The organism is Geobacillus zalihae (assembly GCF_030414215.1).
Classification (GTDB): Bacteria; Bacillota; Bacilli; order Bacillales; family Anoxybacillaceae; genus Geobacillus; species Geobacillus zalihae.
The window spans coordinates 717,400-736,182 of the sequence record NZ_CP129217.1 but is presented as its reverse complement, the minus strand read 5'-3'; the positions used below and the strand labels follow the sequence as shown (position 1 = coordinate 736,182).

General features: G+C 48.4%; 19 protein-coding genes and 1 pseudogene. 6 read left to right on the top strand and 14 right to left on the bottom strand.

Annotated elements, in window-relative coordinates; translation table 11 throughout:
• Position 1: 1 nt before the first annotated feature.
• Positions 2-1,168, bottom strand: coding sequence for a COG1470 family protein (locus tag QWV57_RS03795; RefSeq protein ID WP_020753624.1), 1,167 nt, complete (start codon positions 1,166-1,168; stop codon positions 2-4).
• A 134-nt stretch (positions 1,169-1,302) separates the two neighbouring features.
• Here QWV57_RS03795 and QWV57_RS03790 point away from each other — a divergent pair, with 134 nt between their 5' ends.
• Entirely contained in the window at positions 1,303-1,884 is a 582-nt protein-coding gene (locus QWV57_RS03790) for a sigma-70 family RNA polymerase sigma factor (RefSeq protein ID WP_015374119.1), read from the top strand.
• A complete protein-coding gene (locus QWV57_RS03785; protein ID WP_301100646.1) occupies positions 1,874-2,623 on the top strand; it encodes an anti-sigma factor in 750 nt (249 codons plus the stop codon). Before QWV57_RS03790 ends, QWV57_RS03785 begins: the two co-directional genes overlap by 11 nt.
• A 360-nt stretch (positions 2,624-2,983) precedes the next feature.
• Here QWV57_RS03785 and QWV57_RS03780 read toward each other — a convergent pair whose 3' ends face one another.
• The 10 genes and pseudogenes from QWV57_RS03780 to QWV57_RS03735 all read right to left on the bottom strand — a co-directional run bounded on the left by QWV57_RS03780 (position 2,984) and on the right by QWV57_RS03735 (position 11,765).
• Positions 2,984-4,102, bottom strand: coding sequence for a TIGR04053 family radical SAM/SPASM domain-containing protein (locus tag QWV57_RS03780; protein WP_033004621.1), 1,119 nt, complete (start codon positions 4,100-4,102; stop codon positions 2,984-2,986).
• A gap of 195 nt (positions 4,103-4,297) precedes the next feature.
• Positions 4,298-4,939 (bottom strand): ABC transporter ATP-binding protein, encoded by a 642-nt coding sequence (locus tag QWV57_RS03775; RefSeq protein WP_033004622.1) that lies wholly within the window; start codon positions 4,937-4,939, stop codon positions 4,298-4,300.
• A gap of 15 nt (positions 4,940-4,954) precedes the next feature.
• Complete coding sequence (locus QWV57_RS03770) at positions 4,955-6,448, bottom strand: hypothetical protein (RefSeq protein ID WP_020753630.1); 1,494 nt, start codon at positions 6,446-6,448, stop codon at positions 4,955-4,957.
• Positions 6,441-7,220 (bottom strand): hypothetical protein, encoded by a 780-nt coding sequence (locus QWV57_RS03765; protein WP_020753631.1) that lies wholly within the window; start codon positions 7,218-7,220, stop codon positions 6,441-6,443. The genes QWV57_RS03770 and QWV57_RS03765 overlap by 8 nt, the downstream gene beginning before the upstream one ends.
• Positions 7,221-7,301: 81 nt before the next feature.
• Positions 7,302-7,679: a hypothetical protein gene (locus tag QWV57_RS03760; RefSeq protein ID WP_020753632.1), complete on the bottom strand. Its 378-nt coding sequence runs from the start codon at positions 7,677-7,679 to the stop codon at positions 7,302-7,304.
• Positions 7,680-7,948: 269 nt separating this feature from the next.
• Positions 7,949-8,144: pseudogene (locus tag QWV57_RS03755) on the bottom strand (hypothetical protein); the annotation flags it as partial.
• Positions 8,145-8,254: 110 nt separating this feature from the next.
• A complete protein-coding gene (locus QWV57_RS03750) occupies positions 8,255-8,623 on the bottom strand; it encodes a hypothetical protein (protein ID WP_033024870.1) in 369 nt (122 codons plus the stop codon).
• A 19-nt stretch (positions 8,624-8,642) separates the two neighbouring features.
• Positions 8,643-9,293: an ABC transporter ATP-binding protein gene (locus tag QWV57_RS03745; protein ID WP_033004627.1), complete on the bottom strand. Its 651-nt coding sequence runs from the start codon at positions 9,291-9,293 to the stop codon at positions 8,643-8,645.
• 19 nt (positions 9,294-9,312) lie between these two features.
• Positions 9,313-11,295 carry a bacteriocin-associated integral membrane family protein gene (locus QWV57_RS03740; RefSeq protein WP_033024869.1) on the bottom strand — a complete coding sequence of 661 codons (1,983 nt, stop codon included), beginning with the start codon at positions 11,293-11,295 and terminating at the stop codon, positions 9,313-9,315.
• Positions 11,296-11,393: 98 nt separating this feature from the next.
• On the bottom strand, positions 11,394-11,765 hold the full coding sequence (locus tag QWV57_RS03735; RefSeq protein WP_020753638.1) for a lactococcin 972 family bacteriocin: 372 nt from the start codon (positions 11,763-11,765) through the stop codon (positions 11,394-11,396).
• Positions 11,766-12,112: 347 nt separating this feature from the next.
• On the opposite strand from QWV57_RS03735, the gene QWV57_RS03730 reads away from it, so the two are divergent.
• On the top strand, positions 12,113-12,715 hold the full coding sequence (locus QWV57_RS03730) for a response regulator transcription factor (RefSeq protein ID WP_083509266.1): 603 nt from the start codon (positions 12,113-12,115) through the stop codon (positions 12,713-12,715).
• 108 nt (positions 12,716-12,823) lie between these two features.
• On the opposite strand, the gene QWV57_RS03725 is transcribed toward QWV57_RS03730, so the two are convergent.
• Together QWV57_RS03725 and QWV57_RS03720 are read right to left on the bottom strand one after the other, a co-directional pair.
• Positions 12,824-13,402, bottom strand: coding sequence for a molybdenum cofactor guanylyltransferase (locus QWV57_RS03725; RefSeq protein ID WP_301100631.1), 579 nt, complete (start codon positions 13,400-13,402; stop codon positions 12,824-12,826).
• Positions 13,403-13,506: 104 nt separating this feature from the next.
• Complete coding sequence (locus QWV57_RS03720) at positions 13,507-13,740, bottom strand: DUF2249 domain-containing protein (protein WP_025950040.1); 234 nt, start codon at positions 13,738-13,740, stop codon at positions 13,507-13,509.
• A 129-nt stretch (positions 13,741-13,869) separates the two neighbouring features.
• On the opposite strand from QWV57_RS03720, the gene QWV57_RS03715 reads away from it, so the two are divergent.
• Positions 13,870-14,037, top strand: a complete 168-nt coding sequence (locus tag QWV57_RS03715) for a hypothetical protein (RefSeq protein ID WP_014195091.1) — start codon at positions 13,870-13,872, stop codon at positions 14,035-14,037.
• 439 nt (positions 14,038-14,476) lie between these two features.
• The gene (locus QWV57_RS03710) at positions 14,477-15,088 is read left to right on the top strand and encodes a hypothetical protein (protein WP_301100624.1); all 612 of its coding nucleotides are present in this window, start codon (positions 14,477-14,479) and stop codon (positions 15,086-15,088) included.
• Between the two features lie 307 nt (positions 15,089-15,395).
• Here the strand turns inward: QWV57_RS03710 and QWV57_RS03705 are convergent, their stop codons facing one another.
• Positions 15,396-17,759: a nitric-oxide reductase large subunit gene (locus QWV57_RS03705; protein WP_301100622.1), complete on the bottom strand. Its 2,364-nt coding sequence runs from the start codon at positions 17,757-17,759 to the stop codon at positions 15,396-15,398.
• A 232-nt stretch (positions 17,760-17,991) separates the two neighbouring features.
• On the opposite strand from QWV57_RS03705, the gene QWV57_RS03700 reads away from it, so the two are divergent.
• Entirely contained in the window at positions 17,992-18,684 is a 693-nt protein-coding gene (locus QWV57_RS03700; RefSeq protein ID WP_015374112.1) for a Crp/Fnr family transcriptional regulator, read from the top strand.
• Positions 18,685-18,783: the final 99 nt, after the last annotated feature.

The following is an 18,783-nucleotide window of genomic DNA, read 5'->3' as shown; positions in this document are numbered from 1 at the left end:
CTTACCTCCTCCCGTATGTTTTGATCAAATAGTACAGCCCTCCGGCCACCCCGAGAATGATCAACACCGCCACCACGCCCCAAACGGTCGACGTTTTGACCGAGACGCGAAACGCCGCCTCCGCCGACGTTTCCGCCGTTTGCGCCTGGAAGTTGACGACATAATCCCCAGCGATCGCTTCATCCGACGCTTTCACTTTCGCCTTGACTGTTTTGGAATCGCCCGGGTTCAGCTGGGCGATCGTGCTTTGATCGAATTCCACTTCCCAATCAGGCGGAGCGTCAGCCGTCATATTGATGTTCAAAAGCGGAGCGCTTCCGGTGTTTTTGACGACAAGATCGATCACCCGTTCATGCCCCGCCGTCACATCGGTGCTTAAGTTTCCTGACGGCGTCGTCAGTTTGAGCGCATACGTGCCCGTAATGACCGCTTCTAACGTCAGCTCAGCCGACGTATCGCTCGTTTGCGCTTTGATCGGGATTTTGTACGTGCCCGCTTTCACATTTTCCGGCGGTTTGATCTCTACGGTAATGTCTCTTGATTCATTCGGCTCGAGTTTCACCGACGTAACGGAATTGCCTTCCGATTTGAACGTGACTTGCCAACCTTTTTCCGCCGCCGAACTTAACGCGTAATTTTGCGTCTTGGCGGTTCGGTTTTTCAGCGTGACATCATACGTGAAGCTCGAATCCGCGTGCCCCTCGAGGTTCGTTTGTTCCGACGTCAGTTCCGTTTTAAACGATCCTTGTTCCGTCACGCGGACAAGCAGCGGCAATTTCGATGAACCACTCTCCCCTTTCGCGACGAGCCAAAAGCGGTAATCCCCTTTGTCGGCATCCAGCGGCACGGTCACTTCCAACGTGACCTGTTCTTCTTTTCCGCCTCGGACGGACAGCTGCTCAATCGTTCTCCCCTCAGCGGTAATCGAAGTCGACCATCCTTTCGGCAGGTGGTCAAACGAGAAGGTGACGTTTTCAATGTTGGAACCGTTGTTGATGACATTGACCGTATAGTCGATTGTTTCCCCCGGCGTCACGGAAAGCCCGGTGTATGGCGTGAAGAGAACAACACCGCTTGCCGCCGCTGCCGGGCGGATCGGAAGAAGAAGCGAAAAGAGCGTCAAGATCATGGCGAACATCATGATGACCCTGCTTCGCACGACGTTCACTCCCTCCTTCTGTTTTCACTTCGTATACGCCAGAAATGGATCAATGGATTTGTTTTGCAGGAGAAAAATGAAATTGTAGAATAGATGCAGTAGGGGCAACAATTCCATCAAGCATGTGTCGGGAGGTGGGCAAGATGGAAGATCGACGGGAAGACATGGAACTGCTCGAGAAGATCGCCGAAGGCTCGCGCGCCGCCTTTGACCGTTTTTACGAAAAATACGCTCCGATGGTCTATCATATCGCTCTTCGAATCGTCGGCAACGAGGTGGAGGCGGAAGATGTCAGCCACGATGTGTTTCTCGAAATCTTGCAAAAACCGCACCAATTTGATCCGAAGCGGGGAAGCGTTCAAGCCTTTCTTGCCGTGAAAACGAAAAGCCGGTCGCTCGACCGCCTGCGCAAGAAACGGGATTTGCTAGTGAGCCGCCTTGAGGAAGCGGCTTTAAAAGAAAAGGGGGCGGAATTCTACTTTCTCCGCCAACTGGAACAACAAGTCATCCTCGATGCGTTAGCCCATCTCCCCGAGGAGCAGCGGCAAGCGATCATTCACTTTTACTTTCACGGGGAAACCCAGCGGGAAATCGCCGCCGCGATGAACAAACCGTTAGGCTCCGTCAAGTCGCTCATCCGCTACGGCTTGCGCAATTTGCGGAAACAAAAAGAGTTGTTCCACTGGATGGAAGCTGGCAGAGGTGAAGAACAGCATGAAGCATAGCCATATTTCGGAAGCAAAAATCGTGGACTGGCTGTTAGGGATGCTGCCAGAACAAGAAAAAGAAGACGTGTCCAACCATCTTAAGTACTGCCTTGAATGCCAACGCCTGCTTGAAGCGTGGAAAAACATCGGGCTTAAGGAGGAAGCTCAATATGAAGCACCGCCCCTTTCTCACAAAGAGCGAATTTGGGCACAAGCGGAAGCGCAAAGACAAACAGCGCGCGCGCAGCGAAAGGTCCGCATCGCTTCGGGATGGATCGGCGCCGCTTTGGCCGTCTTCCTTTTCGCCTTGTGCCTTTCCGCTTCGAACGACGGGCCGACCGCTTCCCATGGCGGATCGGATGAGCCATATCGATACCAGATTGTCAAACAACATACCGACATTCCAATTGAGCGAATCATCCGTAATCCCAAAACGAAACAAATTCCGATTGAACCATCGGCGCTCTTTCAACAGATGGACGGCACGATTTGGCTCAATAACGATACGAAGGAAATGCTGATGGAAATTGAAGGGTTGCCGCCGTTTGCGACTCGCGATTATCAATTGTGGATCATTTACACCAACAACGAGGTCAAAGGGGAGCTGTTGACGATCCGCCACGGAGCGGCGCGCATTTTGATCACCGGCGAGGATGTCAAACAGTTCAAGCAAATTAAAGCGAGCCTCGAACCAAAGGGAGGAAGCGCGGCGCCGACCGGGCCGGAGACATTTATTGTCGATTTGGACCACGAATGATATTTCAACATTGAACGCTCTCCCACCTACGCTTGAGCTTTGAGGTGGGAGATTCTTGGGAACACCCGCCCCACAGCAGGCTGTCCACCAAGCCATCCCCGTGCGTCCCACGTTTCTTTACCCCTTCTGTTCTGTGGAAGCAAGAGGAAGAGTGACGGCAAATCCCGATTCATCCCCCACTTACGCTCACGCGTGGAAGTGGGGGATCTTCTCGGTTCAGGATGATAAAAACGGGGAAGGGCGCCTGCTCCTTCCCCGTATGTTTTGGACACATCACCAACGTCCGCCGCATGCGCCCGGGCAACCGTCTCACGAACGCCGCAGCGCCGTCATTTTAAGCGGCCGTTTTTCACCGCTCTCTTACCGTTGGCTTCGCTCTTTTGTCCGCAGCGCCTTTGGAATGTAAACACAATACGGCTCGCTTTCCAAATAGTCTCCCGTCACCGCGTACGCCCGCGAGCGTGAGCCGCCGCACACATATCGGAACTCGCAGACGCCGCATTTTCCTTTATATTTGTCCGGATTGCGCAAGTCTTGGAAAATCGGCGAGTGTCGGTAAATGTCCGCCAGCGGCGTTTCCCGGACGTTCCCTGCCTTCACCGGCAGCAGCCCGCTTGGGTAGACATCGCCGATATGGGAGATAAAAACAAAGCCGTTGCCGTCGTTTACTCCTTTCGGCGCGCGGCCGAGCCCGTCGACTTGTCCGGTTAAGCCTTTGTTCAACACGTCTTCGTAACGGATGCCGCCTTTTGCCGCTTTTCCTTCACGCATTTTCGCCTGCAGCACGACGCGGCGGTAATGCTGACCCGCCGTTGTTTTGATGTCAAACGGGACGCGCTTGCTCGTCTCATACAGCCAGCGGAACACCCGCTCATGCTCGATGGGGGAAATCATATCCTCCTCTTTTCCCCTGCCTGTCGGCACAAGGAAAAAGACGCTCCAAAGGACGCATTTCAGCTTCTCCACCAACGCCGCCATCTCGTCAAGCACATGAACGTTGTATCGCGAAATGACGGTGTTGATTTGCACGGGAATGTCGAGCTCATGCAAGTAGTGAATCGCACGGATCGTCAAATCAAACGAGCCGCTCACGCCGCGGAAATGGTCGTGAATCTCGGCGTTTGGCCCGTCAAGGCTAAACGCCCAGCGCGACAGGCCGACCTCTTTTGCTTTGCGGATCGCCTCTTTCGTCACGTTCGGCGTCGCGCTCGGCGTCATGGACACGCGCAATCCTTTATCGATCGCATATTTCGCTAAATCGTACACATCCGGGCGCATGAGCGGATCGCCGCCCGTAAAGACGAGCATCGGCTGATCCATCTCGTAAATCTCATCGATCAGTTTTTTCCCTTCCTCAAACGTCAACTCGCGCGGATCGCGATGGTATTGCGCTTCGGCGCGGCAATGAAGGCACTTGAGTTGACAAGCTCTCGTCAATTCCCAAATCACAATAAACGGATTTTCATTAAAATCGCGCATGGCGGCCCCCTCCTTGGCCTTCATTGTACCGCAACATTCAGGCGCGTTATGTGATATGGATCACATTTAGACCTCAACGCTAATTCCATCTTATCTTTCGATTAGCTCAACTGAAACTCCGAAACTGTGGTCAGCCAAAATGGAGGAGACCTTTATTTCAATTTATATATGAATGTGAGCTTATAACATCGCGTTCTACTTTTTTACTTTTTCAAGTCTGAAACGATTGATTCTGTACACTTCATCACAAAGAACATCAATATCCTCTTGATTATGGCTAGTGAGCAAAATCGTCCTCCCTTCTTCCTTGAATTTCCGAAGCAAGTTTCGGATATTTTCAACGCTGTCAGCATCTAAAGCATTGAATGGTTCATCTAAAATAAGCGTTTGTTGATCTTCCATAATGGCTTGAGCAATAGCAAGCTTTTGTTTCATTCCAAGTGAGTAATGTTTGACCTTTTGCGTCGATTCTGGATCTAAACCGACCAACCTCATCGTTTGCTTTATTTTGTCATCACTGATTTTGTTTCGAATGAGAGCCAATGCTTTTAGATTATCAAACCCTGTCTTTCCCGCTATATATCCAGGCCGATCAATGATAATTCCAAAATCACTGGGAAATCGTTTATTGACCCCCAACTCTTCCCCGTCCACGATCACCCTACCGTGATTAGGGAATAGAAATCCACATATGAGTTTGAATAAGACAGACTTTCCTGAACCGTTAGGACCAATAATTCCATAAATTTTCCCCTTTTCCACTGCAAAATTCACGTTTTCAAAAATCGTTGCTCCTTTAAATGATTTACTGACTTGATCTAACAGGATATGCGGCAACTTACTCACTCCTTTTTAGAAATCGAGATCTTGTTTGGAAAAGACATACAGCAAGAAAACAATGGCGAAAACATTCCATAAGAATAGAACGGTGCTGATGCGGTAAATCGAATCATTTGTCAATAAATACGCCATGCTATTCAATCCAGATGGAATAATCCCCCAGTTATTAAAACCCGGGAACATAAAAAATGAAAGTATAGCGATCCCTACGAAACTATAAAATGTTTCTTTGCTCAGCCAAGAGATCAGAAACACAAATAGGACATAAAACGAAACTTGAAGGTAGCCGTTGACCAAAAAATGATAAAACATATCAAGCAATGTAACTGAACGGTCAATAGAAACATGGAAATCAAAAGAAAAACGTTTCAACGACAAAATGAACAAAGCGAGCAATGCTAAAGCGAATAAATATAATCCAATGTATAGCATGATCTTATGATACCACGCCCAAAACCATCGGCTGATCGACTGATAACGTACTAACTTGTAATACCCCATTTCCGACAATTCCGTCTGCAAATGCAATTGGACCAAATAGATGACCCCAAAATAAAGAACCCAATAACATAAAAACGACTTGAAATAAAACGCTTGTTTGGAACCGCCTATAAACATGAAAAGAAACTGGTCCCAAACAGTTTGTCCCACGTTCTCTCGCATTCCAGACCATAATGCTAGAACAACCAAGACAATAAAAGCGGTATATTTCCAATTGTACCCTTTCACATTCAAATCCAGTCGATTGACAATCCATATGAGCAGGATCATCCATCCTATAACCACCGAAAACGATCCCCATATATTGCTGAACTGAGCAACCCCCGAATGCAAAATCAAGTAATGGCACAAATTAAACAGGGAATGAGGAGAAAGAAGTTTAAATGACACTACGCCATACACCCATATGAACACCGCAACAAACACGACAATGTCCTTGTTTTTCCACTTTACATAAAGGATGGCCAAAACAAGGTGAATACAGCTGACACTGAAAACAAGCAAAGCTAAATGCAACACCAACGCTAAAATGGGACTGTTTATAAATTTTTGCAATATTTGCGTTTCGCTTAGAGAAGCATTCAGCCTACTAAACGGACTCCAGCCAGCAAAAGAAGGGGCGCCGATTGACAAAACGAGGCTCACTGCTCCCCAAACGATTATCGATATGCTGGCACTTTGCATCAATCGAACTAGTGTCGCATACACCCAACTTCGATAAGAACCCAACCGTATCAAAACTGCATAATCAAAATCAGACATCATAATTGAAATAGAACGGTATAGAAAGACCGGCAAGATAAAATATAAGATAAGGTAAATATCACCAAAAAACTTATGCAACAAATCCCATTTATTCAACAATAATTTTGTTTGCAACGAAGCAACATACATATGCTCTTTAGCACTTAATCCATATATGTAAATCACTACTCCGAAGAGAATCCATTTGAATGCCAATAGTTCATCCACAAAATCCTTCCATTTGTTTACTACCCTAGTCATGGTGCTTATGCAACCTTTCCTTTAAATAGAACATCAATACCATCACCACAAAACATAAGAAGAGGAATGGCACGAATACTGTCCATAAAGGTTGTTGCGATATACTGAAAGGAAAAATCGTAAAGGTAGGGGAAAATTGGTCATACCCCAAAACTTGAGTAATAAAGTTTCCCAACAAGTAATAAACAAATGGAATGGAAAGCGCTATAAAAGGCTTCTCCAAAATCATGACGAGCAATAATCCCATTGTCGCATACATCATTCCATTCAGCCCTACCCATAGTGAGTAAAGAACTCCATATGGCAGCGTGCCAAGGACAAGCAACTGCTCAAACGTTGTATAAGGGATAGGATTCCCATTAGTTGGATAGAAACGAACAATTCCTAAATAAGGTTCAATATACATAGAAAATATAAAAGGGACGAATACGATCAAAAAGGCAATCAAAAAAGATAGAATCGCATTGACGATCAATTTGCTCAAGAAGTAAGTCGTCAAAGGGATGCGGATACGTACATATGGGATAAAATGGTTTTTTTGTTCACTTGGGAAGGAAATCGAATACACAAGAACCATGATAATGGGAAACAACAGCGGCACAAAATTCGAATTCAAGCGGAGAAAAAGATCCAATTGCCTATAGTAAACGTAGCCATCCTTGATTAGCATAAATTGGATGACAGGCAGAACCAACACCAATGCAGCCCAAACAATGCACTGACGCCACGTAAAGACTCTCACAAATTCCACTTTCACTTGATGCCCCAACATGCTTTACACCCTTTCCCAAGCTTGTTTTCATGTTCAAAGAGAATGGACCATCCAAACGGTTTGGTCCATTCTCATGATAAATCAATTGCTTCTCCACTCCCCTTTTACCCTGACATCTACTAATTGAGTAAGATCCGAGCTAAACTCCACTCTCGCATCCTTGCCTGCTTTGATCGAATTAGGCAGTTTGAATGGTCCCCCAACCGTTTCGATACGGACCCAAGGTCCAGTTCCTCCGCTATAAGAATACACTCTTGCATCCAGTGCTTTCCCCAGTATCGATACTTTCAAATCTGCTGACGCGCCGGTAGTCGACTTCGTTTGCTGAGGAGTAAACGCATTATCATTGAATCTTGGAACAATCACGTCATAATCATCATACGTCGTTCCCGCCTGAGCTACTCCTCCTGCGGCCAGAAGCCCTGCTGCTAAAGCAAGCACGGCAAATTTCTTCTTCATTGAGCATCATCCTCCTCATTATTTCAGAGATCACCGGCCGGCTTCACCCTTACTGTACCAAAATAACATTAAAAAAACATCCGTATTTTCCGCAAATTTCATGGCGGAAAATACCTATTTTTGAAATTTCGTTTACAGAGATTGATCGATATTGTAAAATTTTAACGAATGAAGTTGAGAGAAATGGCCTCATGGATCAAAACAGCACATCACTTATCCCCTGTAAAACTCCATGTTTCACCGCAACGTGTGTTCCAACCAAATCAGTGTTCGACATCCAGCAGCACCAGGATATCCGTTTGGCGGCGGAATTCATCGACAAGCGACGGGTGGCTGAACGATATACAATTCATCGGCGACCGGATCAAGCGCCGCGACCGACCAAGTGAAAAACGGAGCTCCTTCGTATAGCGCAAACGCCTTTGGCCGCCAGATAAAAGACACAAAGTAATTAAAAACGTTCACAAATGAAAAAGGGGCTGATCCAAAACTCTCTCGTGTTCTGGGTCAGCCCTATTGCCATGAAAAAGCAGCTCAACCACGTCCTTTTTCAAACTTGAGAAATGAGCACCTTCTCATCTTTTGATCAGTTCAACCGGAACCCCGAAACTGTGATTGGTCAAAATGGAAGAAACAGCATCCCGTTCCTTTTTTGTATGATAAACAATGTGAATAAGCGCTTCATCCGCTTGATCTCCGCACGGTGCCCCCACTCTCACGCTGACGCCCTCTCCGATGTTCTCTAAGCGAGCGACAAGATCCCGGTGCTGACTCAATGCACGTTTCACTTCGGATTGGCTCGGCAGCTTTCCGCATTCAGGTCGAGAGAATTCTTGTTTGCCCGGAAACGGGATAAGCGACAACCCTATCCCTCCTCCTGCCACCAAAAGCCCTCCGCCCAACACTACGGCAATGCCAATGGCCCACCATCTTTTTTTCGTCATCTTGATTTGCCCTCCCTCCTTAACCATGACGAATCCCTTTTAGCGCGTGCATGGCATGAGCAGCTTGCATCATTTTCTCATCATGAGTGGCGACGATAACCGTTCTTCCTTGCTTCGCCAATAATTGAAGCAGCTCGATGACGCGATCACCGTTGGCCTCATCAAGAGAGGCCGTCGGCTCATCAGCAAAAATGACTTGTGCATCTTTATAGAGAGCGCGGGCAATGGCCAAACGTCGCTTTTCACCTCCGCTTAGCCGAGCGGCCAATTCTCGTTCTCTTCCATCCAATCCCGTTTCCGATAACACTTTGCGCACCTTCTCCTTGTCGCCAACGACTTTCGAACGAAACAAACTCGAAGCCATTGTGACATTAAACGCAACCGATTCTTCCTCAATGATTCCGTAATCTTGGAGAACGAATGCCGCATGGTGTTTCCAAAACAGACGGCGTTGCTTCGCTCCCCAATTGGTTGTGTCGACACCATCCATCAATACCCGTCCGCTTGTCGGCCGCAAAAGCAAGCCAAGCACATGGAGAAGCGTCGTTTTGCCCGCTCCGCTTGGACCGACAAGCGCCGTCAAAGCTCCAGGGGAGCATACGACACTTTCGTTCTCCATAATCGTTCGCTCATTAATCATCATCGTCACTTGATCGGCCTCAATTCTCATGGAGCCTTCCTCCTTCTTTCTACAACTGGCGCAGGGAGTTTTTCGCAAACACCCAAGCTGCCGCGCCAATATGTATGAACGGCAAAGCAAGCAGTACAAGCGCCCCTGTTAAACCGACTGGCAACCAGCTGTTTGTTCCTTGAAATAGCATGATCACCATGACCATGATCCCCCCTAAAAACCACTCTTTCACGATTCGCCCGCGCAACACCGCCCACCAAGATGCCCCAGCAAGGCGAAGAGGAAAATCGCGTTTTGCTTTTAACACAGCCATAATAAACGCACTAATGGCGGAGGCAATAGCCAAGGCCGCTAAAAGACCAACAATCGATCCAATTCTAAGCCACACGAAATAGGCATAAAGCTGCGCGCGCAAAATTCCTTCCTCCGCCATATAGTTGACGCGGATCCGGTTCTGAAGGCCGCGTTCAGATACGAGTTTCTGTGTTTCCTCTAGTCCGACAAAACTCAACTCCGACGAAGAAGCGACAGAGATCAAAAAGTTGTCATTGAATAATGAATGGACATGAGGGGCAACCAACAATAACACCTCCTTCGGCCGGGCAAACTCAAGCTGTCCGCCAAAGCGGACAAATGGAAAAGGGGACGATCCGGTCAAACGACACATCTTGACCTCATGCCATATGGCTTGAGCCTGTTGCTGGTTTCTTACATATAACGGGATGGAGAGTTCGACAAATTGTCTCACGTCCTTTGGAATCTGTTCCAGCGCAAGAGGAACCAAAGATAGCCCTTTGTTCTTTTTGCGAACGATATCCAACCATCGCTCATTCACGATAACCATGTAACGATACGGCGCAATGGTCATGCCATCGATGGCGAAATCGTCTTCCGTCCACGCTTTCGATAACACTACGCGATCGTCGGCCTCCGCTTGTCGAACCATGTCCCCCACCGATGGTTGCAACATCTGAAACAACTGCTCGATTTCCGCTCCCCCCGCTCTTCCTGGACGGGACGGGAACACCAACACCGCTTGATCAGCCAACGACTTCCACATGATTTGTTCCTGTGCTGTTTTTCTAGCATTCGTATAAGCTGAAACCGCCGGTGAGACAGCGGAAAGGACGAAAGCAAATACAGCGAGTTTCAATACAGCCGAACTTCTGGCCAAACGCTTGACAGCAGGTTCGCGCATCGCCAACATCTCTGGATTCGGCCATGAGGCAACAGAAAAAATCAACGCGCAAGCCATTGTCAAAGAGATCACCATCGCCTCAGCCAAAAGCAACACTTTACTATAGTAAGGCACGAATCCCCATCCATAGACAAAGCCGACATAAAGAGCGGCCAAGACGTCCAATATAGCGGCGGCCAAAACCATAGCCAGCAAAAAGTGGCTGAAATCCTCGCATTGGATGCGCGACGTCGGAACTCCCGCCAACACACGCAACGCGCGCCCTTTCGCTTTGACCGCCAGCCAGTATAAAGCTAATGACACCATCAGCGCCGAAACAGCCAACAGCGCCACACCAAAATCGCTTTGCACGATCAAAAATTGGAGAATGGTCAACAGAGTCTCTTCGTTCCACTTCTGATCGACCCGATGCGACGCCAGCCAATGTTTCAACTCGTCTATATGATCGGTTTTCCCTGTCACCAAATAATCGCCATTGGCAAACGAATGGGCCAACGCGCGGCGATCGCGGATCTCCGCATCTGGCTCATGGCCAAAGCGCTGAATTCTCTTTGGAAAATCCCCTTTCTCCCCCACTTGAACAAAGATCTGTCCCGACTGATCCCCCCATAAATCTGGCGCGATTTTCATCAATCCTAGTTCCCATCGATCGCTCATCGCCCCCAACTGTTGAAACACATCTTCCTGACGCAAATCAGACTGGCTAAAATCCAATGTCACTTTCGCTTTCACATCCAGCTGTTCCGGAAAAAAGCGGTCATGGACATCCGAAACAACAATCGCTACGAAAGCTAAGAGAAGAAACTGCACAGCGGAAACAGCGACCACGATTTTTTTATGCATGAGCCTCATTCCTTCCCTAATCCATCATCCCCCGGAAGAGAAAGATCCCATCCCGCTCGGGAAGGGGTGAAAGAAAAGCTTCCAGTCAAACAGATTCATTATTTGCAAATTCTATAGTAATAGGCGTCATCAGACCATGGGAAATTTAGAGCCCCTTTCTCAGCAGCAGAGGTCAATCCTGCAGGGGTATCGACACTTCTTAACATCTCACCATTGTATACAACTGTTGAACCGTGGCACGAAGTTGGATGATAGTAATAGGAGCGAACCATAGCATTCCAGAAGCCATATGTCCATTTTCCTCCCTCACTTGGATATTGGACGGTAGGACCTGGATGCAGCCACGCTCCAGCTTGATTTGGGTTTGCCAAGCCAAAAGCGATGATGGAAAGCACCAACACACCAGCCAATGCCATGACCTTTCGCAACAATACATGGACGGTTTTAGGCGAAGCAAGAATCCCAAACATCAGTAATCCCCCTTTTTATACTTCATGCTTTGATCCAAAATACATCACCAATGATTGAGAACACAGGAATTAGCCGGCCGGCTTCACCCTTACTGTACCAAAATAAAATCGAAAAAACATCCGTATTTTCCGCAAATTTCATTGCGGAAAATACCTATTTTTTGAAGCTTCGTTTACAGAGATTGATCTATATTGTAAAATTTTAACGAATGGAGTTGAGAGAAATGGCCTTATGGATCAAAACAGCACATCACTCATCCCATGTAAAACTCCATGTTTCACCGCAACGTGTGTTCCAACCAAATGCGTCGCTACTCGCTGCGTTTTACGGGGGAGGGGGAGAGACAATGGTGAAAATCAACATTTTGATCATAGGGGAGCATGACCTTGTCATGGATGGCATCCGTCAGCTTTTGGAACGCGAGCCCGACTTGGAAGTAGTGGGAACCGTCTTCTCTCCAGCCGAACTAGAGAAGGAGATCGCTCACTTCCAGCCTGATATCATTGTCATCGATGCTCCAAGCCAAGGGGAAAACTGCCTCATTTGGACAAAGAACATCTCATCACGATTCCCTGCAAGCAAAGTGGTCGTGTTATCGGGGGATGCCAGTACAGAATATGTACAGGCCGTCCACGAAGCAGGGGCCTATGCTTTTGTATCCAAATGCGACTCTGCCGAAACCCTGATTCACGCCATTCGGGAAAGCTATCGCGGGGTGAAATCGTTTCCGGCCGATCTTGCTTTCTATGATGGTTCGCCCTTGACCGACATGGAGTTGGCCGTTCTCGATCTCATTGCTAGAGACAAAACAAACAGCGAAATCGGCGAACAACTGAACATCAGCAAACGAACCGTGGAACACCACGTGTCTTCCATTTTGCGAAAACTTCGCGTCAAATCGCGGGCGGGAGCAGTCGGAAAAGCATTTAGACTTGGCTTGCTTGAGTAACCCTGTTTAGTGGTGGGCGATTCAGGCAACTGAACCATTCCATGGTCAAGGATGGCTCTTCTGATTGAAAAAAGTGTATGCTGTGTCTGCTTCGGCCACAATCCCCCTTCACCGGTACTCTTCCTCCGTATTGACATTGCGCCATACGTCTCCATCCGCGGCAAGCTGCTCGGCATCCACCCAGCGGACGCGGGCGCGGTCAAGGAGCGAAATCATCCGCCGTTCGCCGTCATCAAGCAGTTCAGCAATCACGAGGCTGAGCCGCCGGTGGTATAAGGCGACCAATGGCTCGGGGCGGCCGCCATGGAGCGGGACGATGGCATCAACCATCGGATCGATATGAGAAGCAAGCCGCTCTGTCACTTCCCTCCGCATGTACGGCATGTCGCACGGCAAGACGAATACCCAGTCGGCTCGGCTCTGTTCCATGACGGTGTAAAGGCCGGCCAGCGGCCCAGAACCACGGTAACGCTCCACATCAAGCAGCACCGGGATGTCCGTTTGCCGGCGGAATTCATCGACAAGCGACGGGTGGCTGACGATGTACAATTCATCCGCGATCGGATCGAGCGCCGCGACCGACCAAGTGAAAAACGGAGCTCCTTCGTGCAGCGCAAACGCCTTCGGCCGCCCGAATCGGCGCGACTGGCCGCCGGCGAGCACCGCTCCGGCAATGGCTCGTTTCATCTCTATCCCCTCTTTCCGAACATCATCTGTCCCTACCGTACCATACCAACCGGCGAAAAAAAAGATTTCCGCCTGCAGACGGAAATCCCAATGGAGCGGATGATTTATTTTTTGCCGATGGCGACCCGCCAGACGTCCGGCCCTTCCTCTAAGTACTCCCATGTAAACTGATCCGGACGCTCCATCATAAATTGGTATTGCAGCGGACGCGGGTCATGGTCATTGACAAGCTCCATCACTTCCCCCGGCTTCAAACTGTCAAACAGCCGAAAAATTGCCGGATGGCGATCGCGCGGCGGATAGTCCGGGGCGTGGATTTTGGCAGCAAATTGGTTCATAACATTGGCCTCCTTTGTAGTATAATGAATTATATACTTTATCATAACCGCTTGAGCCTTGGGCGGTAGTGACGAGCGTCACAGCCCGAAGGTGAACATGTTCAATCCCCATGAAAGGAGAAATGGCGGTTGGAAGAGCTTGTTGGCTTTTGCGCGCAATGCGGCAAGCCGATCCATTGTCTGCATGGGTTCTTAAATGGCGTCGTCAGCCGAGAAACAGAGACGTTGTACTGCTTTCCGTGCCATGACAAGCAAAAGGAAATGGAACACACCACGCCGGACAAATGCCACAAGTGATTGAAAACGCTCACAAACGAAGGGAGCTGACCCAAAAATCCGCTAAAAAGCGGACTTTTGGAGCCAGCTCTTTCTTTATTAAGTAAGCCGTGTATTGATCATGAACGATTCTGAATCAAACCCTATTTATTTATAAGGAAATTCAATTTTCGTCAAAACAATGTCGCTGTCGGGATTAACATGACCGTACAGGCTAAAACGCGCTCCTTTTCCTGGATGGATGCAAAGCGACAATGACCCAAAACGTTATGTTCAAATTTCTGTGAATCATTTATAATATGAATGGGAAACGATGATCCTCGTTTGTTCTGCGCTACAATCCCATCCCTTTCCTCAACCACTTACTCTACACGCTCGTTTCCCCCAATCCTTAAAAGAAAGGAGCGATTCATCATCACCCACTTTTCCATGGCTACTATATAAGAAGGGAGGATTTTCCTTGGAAGCGATATTGAACCAAATTTTGGACAAGCTCCAAATGATCGAACATGAAGTAAGCGATATCAAAACAAACATGGCAACGAAACAGGAACTCGAAGAAGTGAAGCAAAACTTCACAACAGAGCTTGAGGATATTAAAGCCAACATGGCAACGAAACAAGAACTTGAAGAAGTGAAGCATAGTTTCACAAAAGAGTTCGAAGACATTAGAGCCAACATGGCCACCAAACAGGAGCTCGAAGAAGTAAAACAAAGCTTCTCAAAAGAACTAGAAGATATTAAAGCTAACATGGCCACCAAACAAGAACTTGAAGAAGTGAAGCATAGTTTCACAAAAGAGATCGAAGACATCAAAGCCAACATGGCTACCAAGCAGGAGCTTGAGGACGTAAAGAACAACCTAATGAAAGAATTAGATCATGTCAAAGCCAATATGGTCACAAAGCAAGAATTTGTTTTCCTCCAACAAGCAGTGCTTGAAACAAATGAAATCGTTAAGAAAATAGAACAAAACATGGAAAAGCACGAACGGATTTTAGATCTTCTTTCTAGGCGTTCGATTGAACACGAAGCGGCAATTTCCAGCATTCGTCTTATAAAGACAACATGAGCAAGGAGGAAGCATCTCTCCTTGCCTTTCTGAGGTGCGGCGGCCTTTATGTAAGAAAGAAGCTCGACCATTTCGTGAACTACATGAGCCATATGATCCAGTGGAATGATATCGCCTGGCAACGTGAGATGATTCATGGTACACTCTTCAAAAATTATGATGATGTTTCATAAACAAATCGCTCCTTTTCCGGCGATAGCGGTTATGATAACTCTATTCTGCCAGAAAACGAACGATTCTCTTCTATTTTCGTGTAAAAACGGGCTAATCCCAAAACGCATTCGCGTTTTGGGTCAGCTCGTTTTTGTTATTCTTCCTCCGCCAAATTCGCCGCCGGCAGCTCTTCCCCTTCGCCGTGAGTTGGTTTGCGCAAATGGAACATCGCTTTGATGGCAAAGACAAGCAAGGCGGCGACGCCGATTAAAAAGATCGTATCCGGAACGAAGCGGACAAGCAGCAAATTTTGTACGACATCTTGTTGCAAAAACGAAGGCGAACGAGACGCCCAATAGCCGTGTTCAAACGCTTCTTTGATTTGCAGCACCCCAACCGGGAGAAGCGTGATGAGAACCATGCCAGCCAGGCCGATGTTCAGCATCCAGCAAGAGAATTTCAGCCATTTGTCGTTCCATGCTTCCGGTTTGACGATGTTGCGCAGCGAGTAAAGAAGCACGGCGATCGCAAACATGCCGTACACGCCCATCATCGCCGCATGGCCGTGGGTCGGCGTTAAGAATTGCCCGTGTTCAAAGTAGCTGACCGCCGGCAAATTGATGAGAAAGCCGAACACCCCGGCGCCGACCAAGTTCCAGATCGCTGTGGAGATCAAAAACCAGAATGTTGCTTTATACGGGAAGTTGACTCCGCCGTCGCGCATCATTTTGTATTGCTCGTACGCTTCCAAAATAAGGAGCGTGAGCGGAATCACTTCGAGCGCCGAGAACACGGCGCCAAGGGCGATCCAGATTTCCGGTGAACCGTTGTAGTAATAGTGGTGGCCGATGCCGATCACACCGCTGCCCAATAAAATCGTAAATTGGAAATAAAGCGCCCGGACGGTCGATGTTTTCGTCACAAGCCGCATTTGAACGAGCAAGAACCCGATGACGACAACGGCGAACACTTCAAAAATGCCTTCCACCCATAAGTGGATGATCCACCAGCGCCAAAAGTCCGCCATCGTAAAGTTTGTGTCCGGTTGGATAAAGAACGCGAAGATGTAAAAGAACGGGACGGCGATGGCCGAATAAAACAGCAAGTGAATGAGCCCGCCTTTGTCGCTTTCTTGCTTCAGCCCTCGTTTGACGCCGCGGAAGACGATGAACAGCCAAAGCAGCATGCCCACGACTAAAATGATTTGCCAAACGCGGCCGAGCTCGATATATTCCCAACCTTGATGGCCAAGCAGGAACCATTCGTTTCCTAAGTAGCCGTTGACGCCGAGCCATTGGCCGATCATGCTGCCGCCGACAAGCACGACAAGCGCCCAGAAGAGCAGATCGACAAGCAATCCTTGCTTTTTCGGTTCTTGTCCGCCGACAAGCGGGGCAATGAAAATCCCCATGCCAAGCCATGCGGTGGCAATCCAGAAAATCGCCAGCTGCAAGTGATACCCTTTGGCAATGTTAAACGGCAACAGGTCATGGATCCATTTGATGCCAAAGAAACTGTCCGGTTCCGTATAGTAGTGGGCGAGCAGCGCCCCGAACATCGCTTGCACGAAAAAGAGCGCGGCGACGACAACGAAATATTTGCCCGCTTTCACTTGCGACGGAGTAAGCGGCTGCCGCCGTAAATCGATGACCGGAAACTTCCCTTCCGCATACGCCTCTTGCATGCTTAATTGGTAGCGATAGAACACGTACAAAATAATCCCGATAAACAAAATCAAAATCGTAACACTAGCACCGCTCCACCATACCGCGGAAAACGACATCGTATTGCCAGCATCCTCATAGTACGGCCAGTTGTTGGTGTATGTGATCTTGTCTCCAAGTCTTGGCGTGCTAGACAGCCAGGCGGTCCAGAAGAAAAAGTCGGCAATTTGCTTGATTTGGTCGCCATCCGCCACCCAGGCACGGTTTGATTTTGGCATGTCGCTTTCTTTAATCAATCCTTTTTTCAATCCCCAGCCGTCGCCATTTGTGAAGACATCGCGGTAATAATCCCGCACTTTTTCCAACCCGTATACTTGCGCATCTGTCAAGACGAGAACATCCGTAACCGGGTTGTAGCGGTTTTTTCGCATTTCCTTGATGACTTGTTCACGGATGATCGACTTCTCATCATCCGTTAAATCAGCAAACGGTTTGTGATACCGTTCTTTCGCTTTGTAATCTTGCATGCCTTCCGTATACACTTTTAGCGCTTCCGCTGTATAGTCCGGCCCCATATACGACCCATGGCCAAGCACTGTGCCATAATCCATCAATCCGTATTTTTGGAAGACGGCTTGCCCACCGATGATCGTTTCTTTTGTCATCAACACTTCGCCGCTTTCACTGCGCACCTCCTTCGGCCTTGGCGCCATTTCTTTAAAAATCCAATACCCGCCGACAAGCAGGACGGTAAAGCTGATCACAATAGTGAAAATGAGAATCGATTTGAGAAAACTGTTGGTCGTTTGCCGCCCCGGCCGCATGTTGGGGCGAACGGATCGATGAACTTCCATATGAGACAACCTCCTTCTCGTTTGTTCGCCCCCATTGTAGCGTGCTGAACCGAGGACGGTTTGTGAGCTGGGGCAAATGTCTGTTATGATTTATATCACAGCTTTATGGCGTGGGAATGTATACAATGAAGGCAGAAAAGGCCAAACGACGCGGATGTTCAAAAAGAGAAAAGCATTGATGTTCCGTTGTCAGCTGTCACACGTTTGTCACATTTCCAAAGGAGAGAACGCCATGGCGAACCATTGGATGAAAGACCGCTTAAAAGCTGTTCCGTTGTTTCGTGAACTGTCCGATTACGAGCTTGATTCGCTGGTTGCCATTTCCCACGTGCGCGTTTACAAGCCGCGGACGTTCGTCTTTATGCAAGGCGATCCGCTCGAGCGAGTCTATTTCATTCATTCCGGCACGGTAAAAATTTATAAAACGGACTTCAGCGGGAAAGAGCAAATCATCTCGATTTTGCAGACGGGAGAAATGTTTCCGCATGCCGGCTTTTTCTTAAAAGGCACCTATCCGGCCCACGCCGAAGTGGTCGAGGAAGCGACATTGATCGCGATCCCGATCCACGATTTCGAACAAGTGCTGATGGCGAGCCCTGAACTTTGCATAAAACTGTTCCGCGTCATGGGCGAAAAAATCGTCGACTTGCAAAACCGGCTTGAGGCGCAAGTGCTCCATAATACGTACGAACAAATCGTGCTGCTTTTGTTGCGGTTGACGCGCACGAACGCCGTCAAGCAAGGGAAATGGCATCGGCTCACCGCCCATGTGACGAACCGCGAGCTGGCCAACATGATCGGCACCGCCCGGGAAACGGTGAGCCGCACGTTGAGCCAGCTGAAACGGAAAGGGCTGATTGACGTCGACGAACACGGCTTTTATTTGATTGACCGCGAAGGGCTCGAACAAGAAATCTTTTTCTAACTCCTTTTCCCCATCGTCCGGCACCGGTCGGGATGCGCAATGGAGCTGATGGGTTTTCCTTTCAAACACTTGGGCAAGCCCATCTTTCTGAAACATGCT

What these genes read in the sequence shown, in the direction of transcription:
- QWV57_RS03790 (WP_015374119.1), top strand. Translation starts at nt 1,303, where the DNA reads ATGGAAGATCGACGGGAAGACATGGAACTGCTCGAGAAGATCGCCGAA.
- QWV57_RS03785 (WP_301100646.1), top strand. Translation starts at nt 1,874, where the DNA reads ATGAAGCATAGCCATATTTCGGAAGCAAAAATCGTGGACTGGCTGTTA.
- QWV57_RS03780 (WP_033004621.1), bottom strand. Translation starts at nt 4,102, where the DNA reads ATGCGCGATTTTAATGAAAATCCGTTTATTGTGATTTGGGAATTGACG.
- QWV57_RS03770 (WP_020753630.1), bottom strand. Translation starts at nt 6,448, where the DNA reads ATGACTAGGGTAGTAAACAAATGGAAGGATTTTGTGGATGAACTATTG.
- QWV57_RS03765 (WP_020753631.1), bottom strand. Translation starts at nt 7,220, where the DNA reads ATGTTGGGGCATCAAGTGAAAGTGGAATTTGTGAGAGTCTTTACGTGG.
- QWV57_RS03760 (WP_020753632.1), bottom strand. Translation starts at nt 7,679, where the DNA reads ATGAAGAAGAAATTTGCCGTGCTTGCTTTAGCAGCAGGGCTTCTGGCC.
- QWV57_RS03750 (WP_033024870.1), bottom strand. Translation starts at nt 8,623, where the DNA reads ATGACGAAAAAAAGATGGTGGGCCATTGGCATTGCCGTAGTGTTGGGC.
- QWV57_RS03745 (WP_033004627.1), bottom strand. Translation starts at nt 9,293, where the DNA reads ATGAGAATTGAGGCCGATCAAGTGACGATGATGATTAATGAGCGAACG.
- QWV57_RS03740 (WP_033024869.1), bottom strand. Translation starts at nt 11,295, where the DNA reads ATGCATAAAAAAATCGTGGTCGCTGTTTCCGCTGTGCAGTTTCTTCTC.
- QWV57_RS03735 (WP_020753638.1), bottom strand. Translation starts at nt 11,765, where the DNA reads ATGTTTGGGATTCTTGCTTCGCCTAAAACCGTCCATGTATTGTTGCGA.
- QWV57_RS03730 (WP_083509266.1), top strand. Translation starts at nt 12,113, where the DNA reads ATGGTGAAAATCAACATTTTGATCATAGGGGAGCATGACCTTGTCATG.
- QWV57_RS03725 (WP_301100631.1), bottom strand. Translation starts at nt 13,402, where the DNA reads ATGAAACGAGCCATTGCCGGAGCGGTGCTCGCCGGCGGCCAGTCGCGC.
- QWV57_RS03720 (WP_025950040.1), bottom strand. Translation starts at nt 13,740, where the DNA reads ATGAACCAATTTGCTGCCAAAATCCACGCCCCGGACTATCCGCCGCGC.
- QWV57_RS03705 (WP_301100622.1), bottom strand. Translation starts at nt 17,759, where the DNA reads ATGGAAGTTCATCGATCCGTTCGCCCCAACATGCGGCCGGGGCGGCAA.
- QWV57_RS03700 (WP_015374112.1), top strand. Translation starts at nt 17,992, where the DNA reads ATGGCGAACCATTGGATGAAAGACCGCTTAAAAGCTGTTCCGTTGTTT.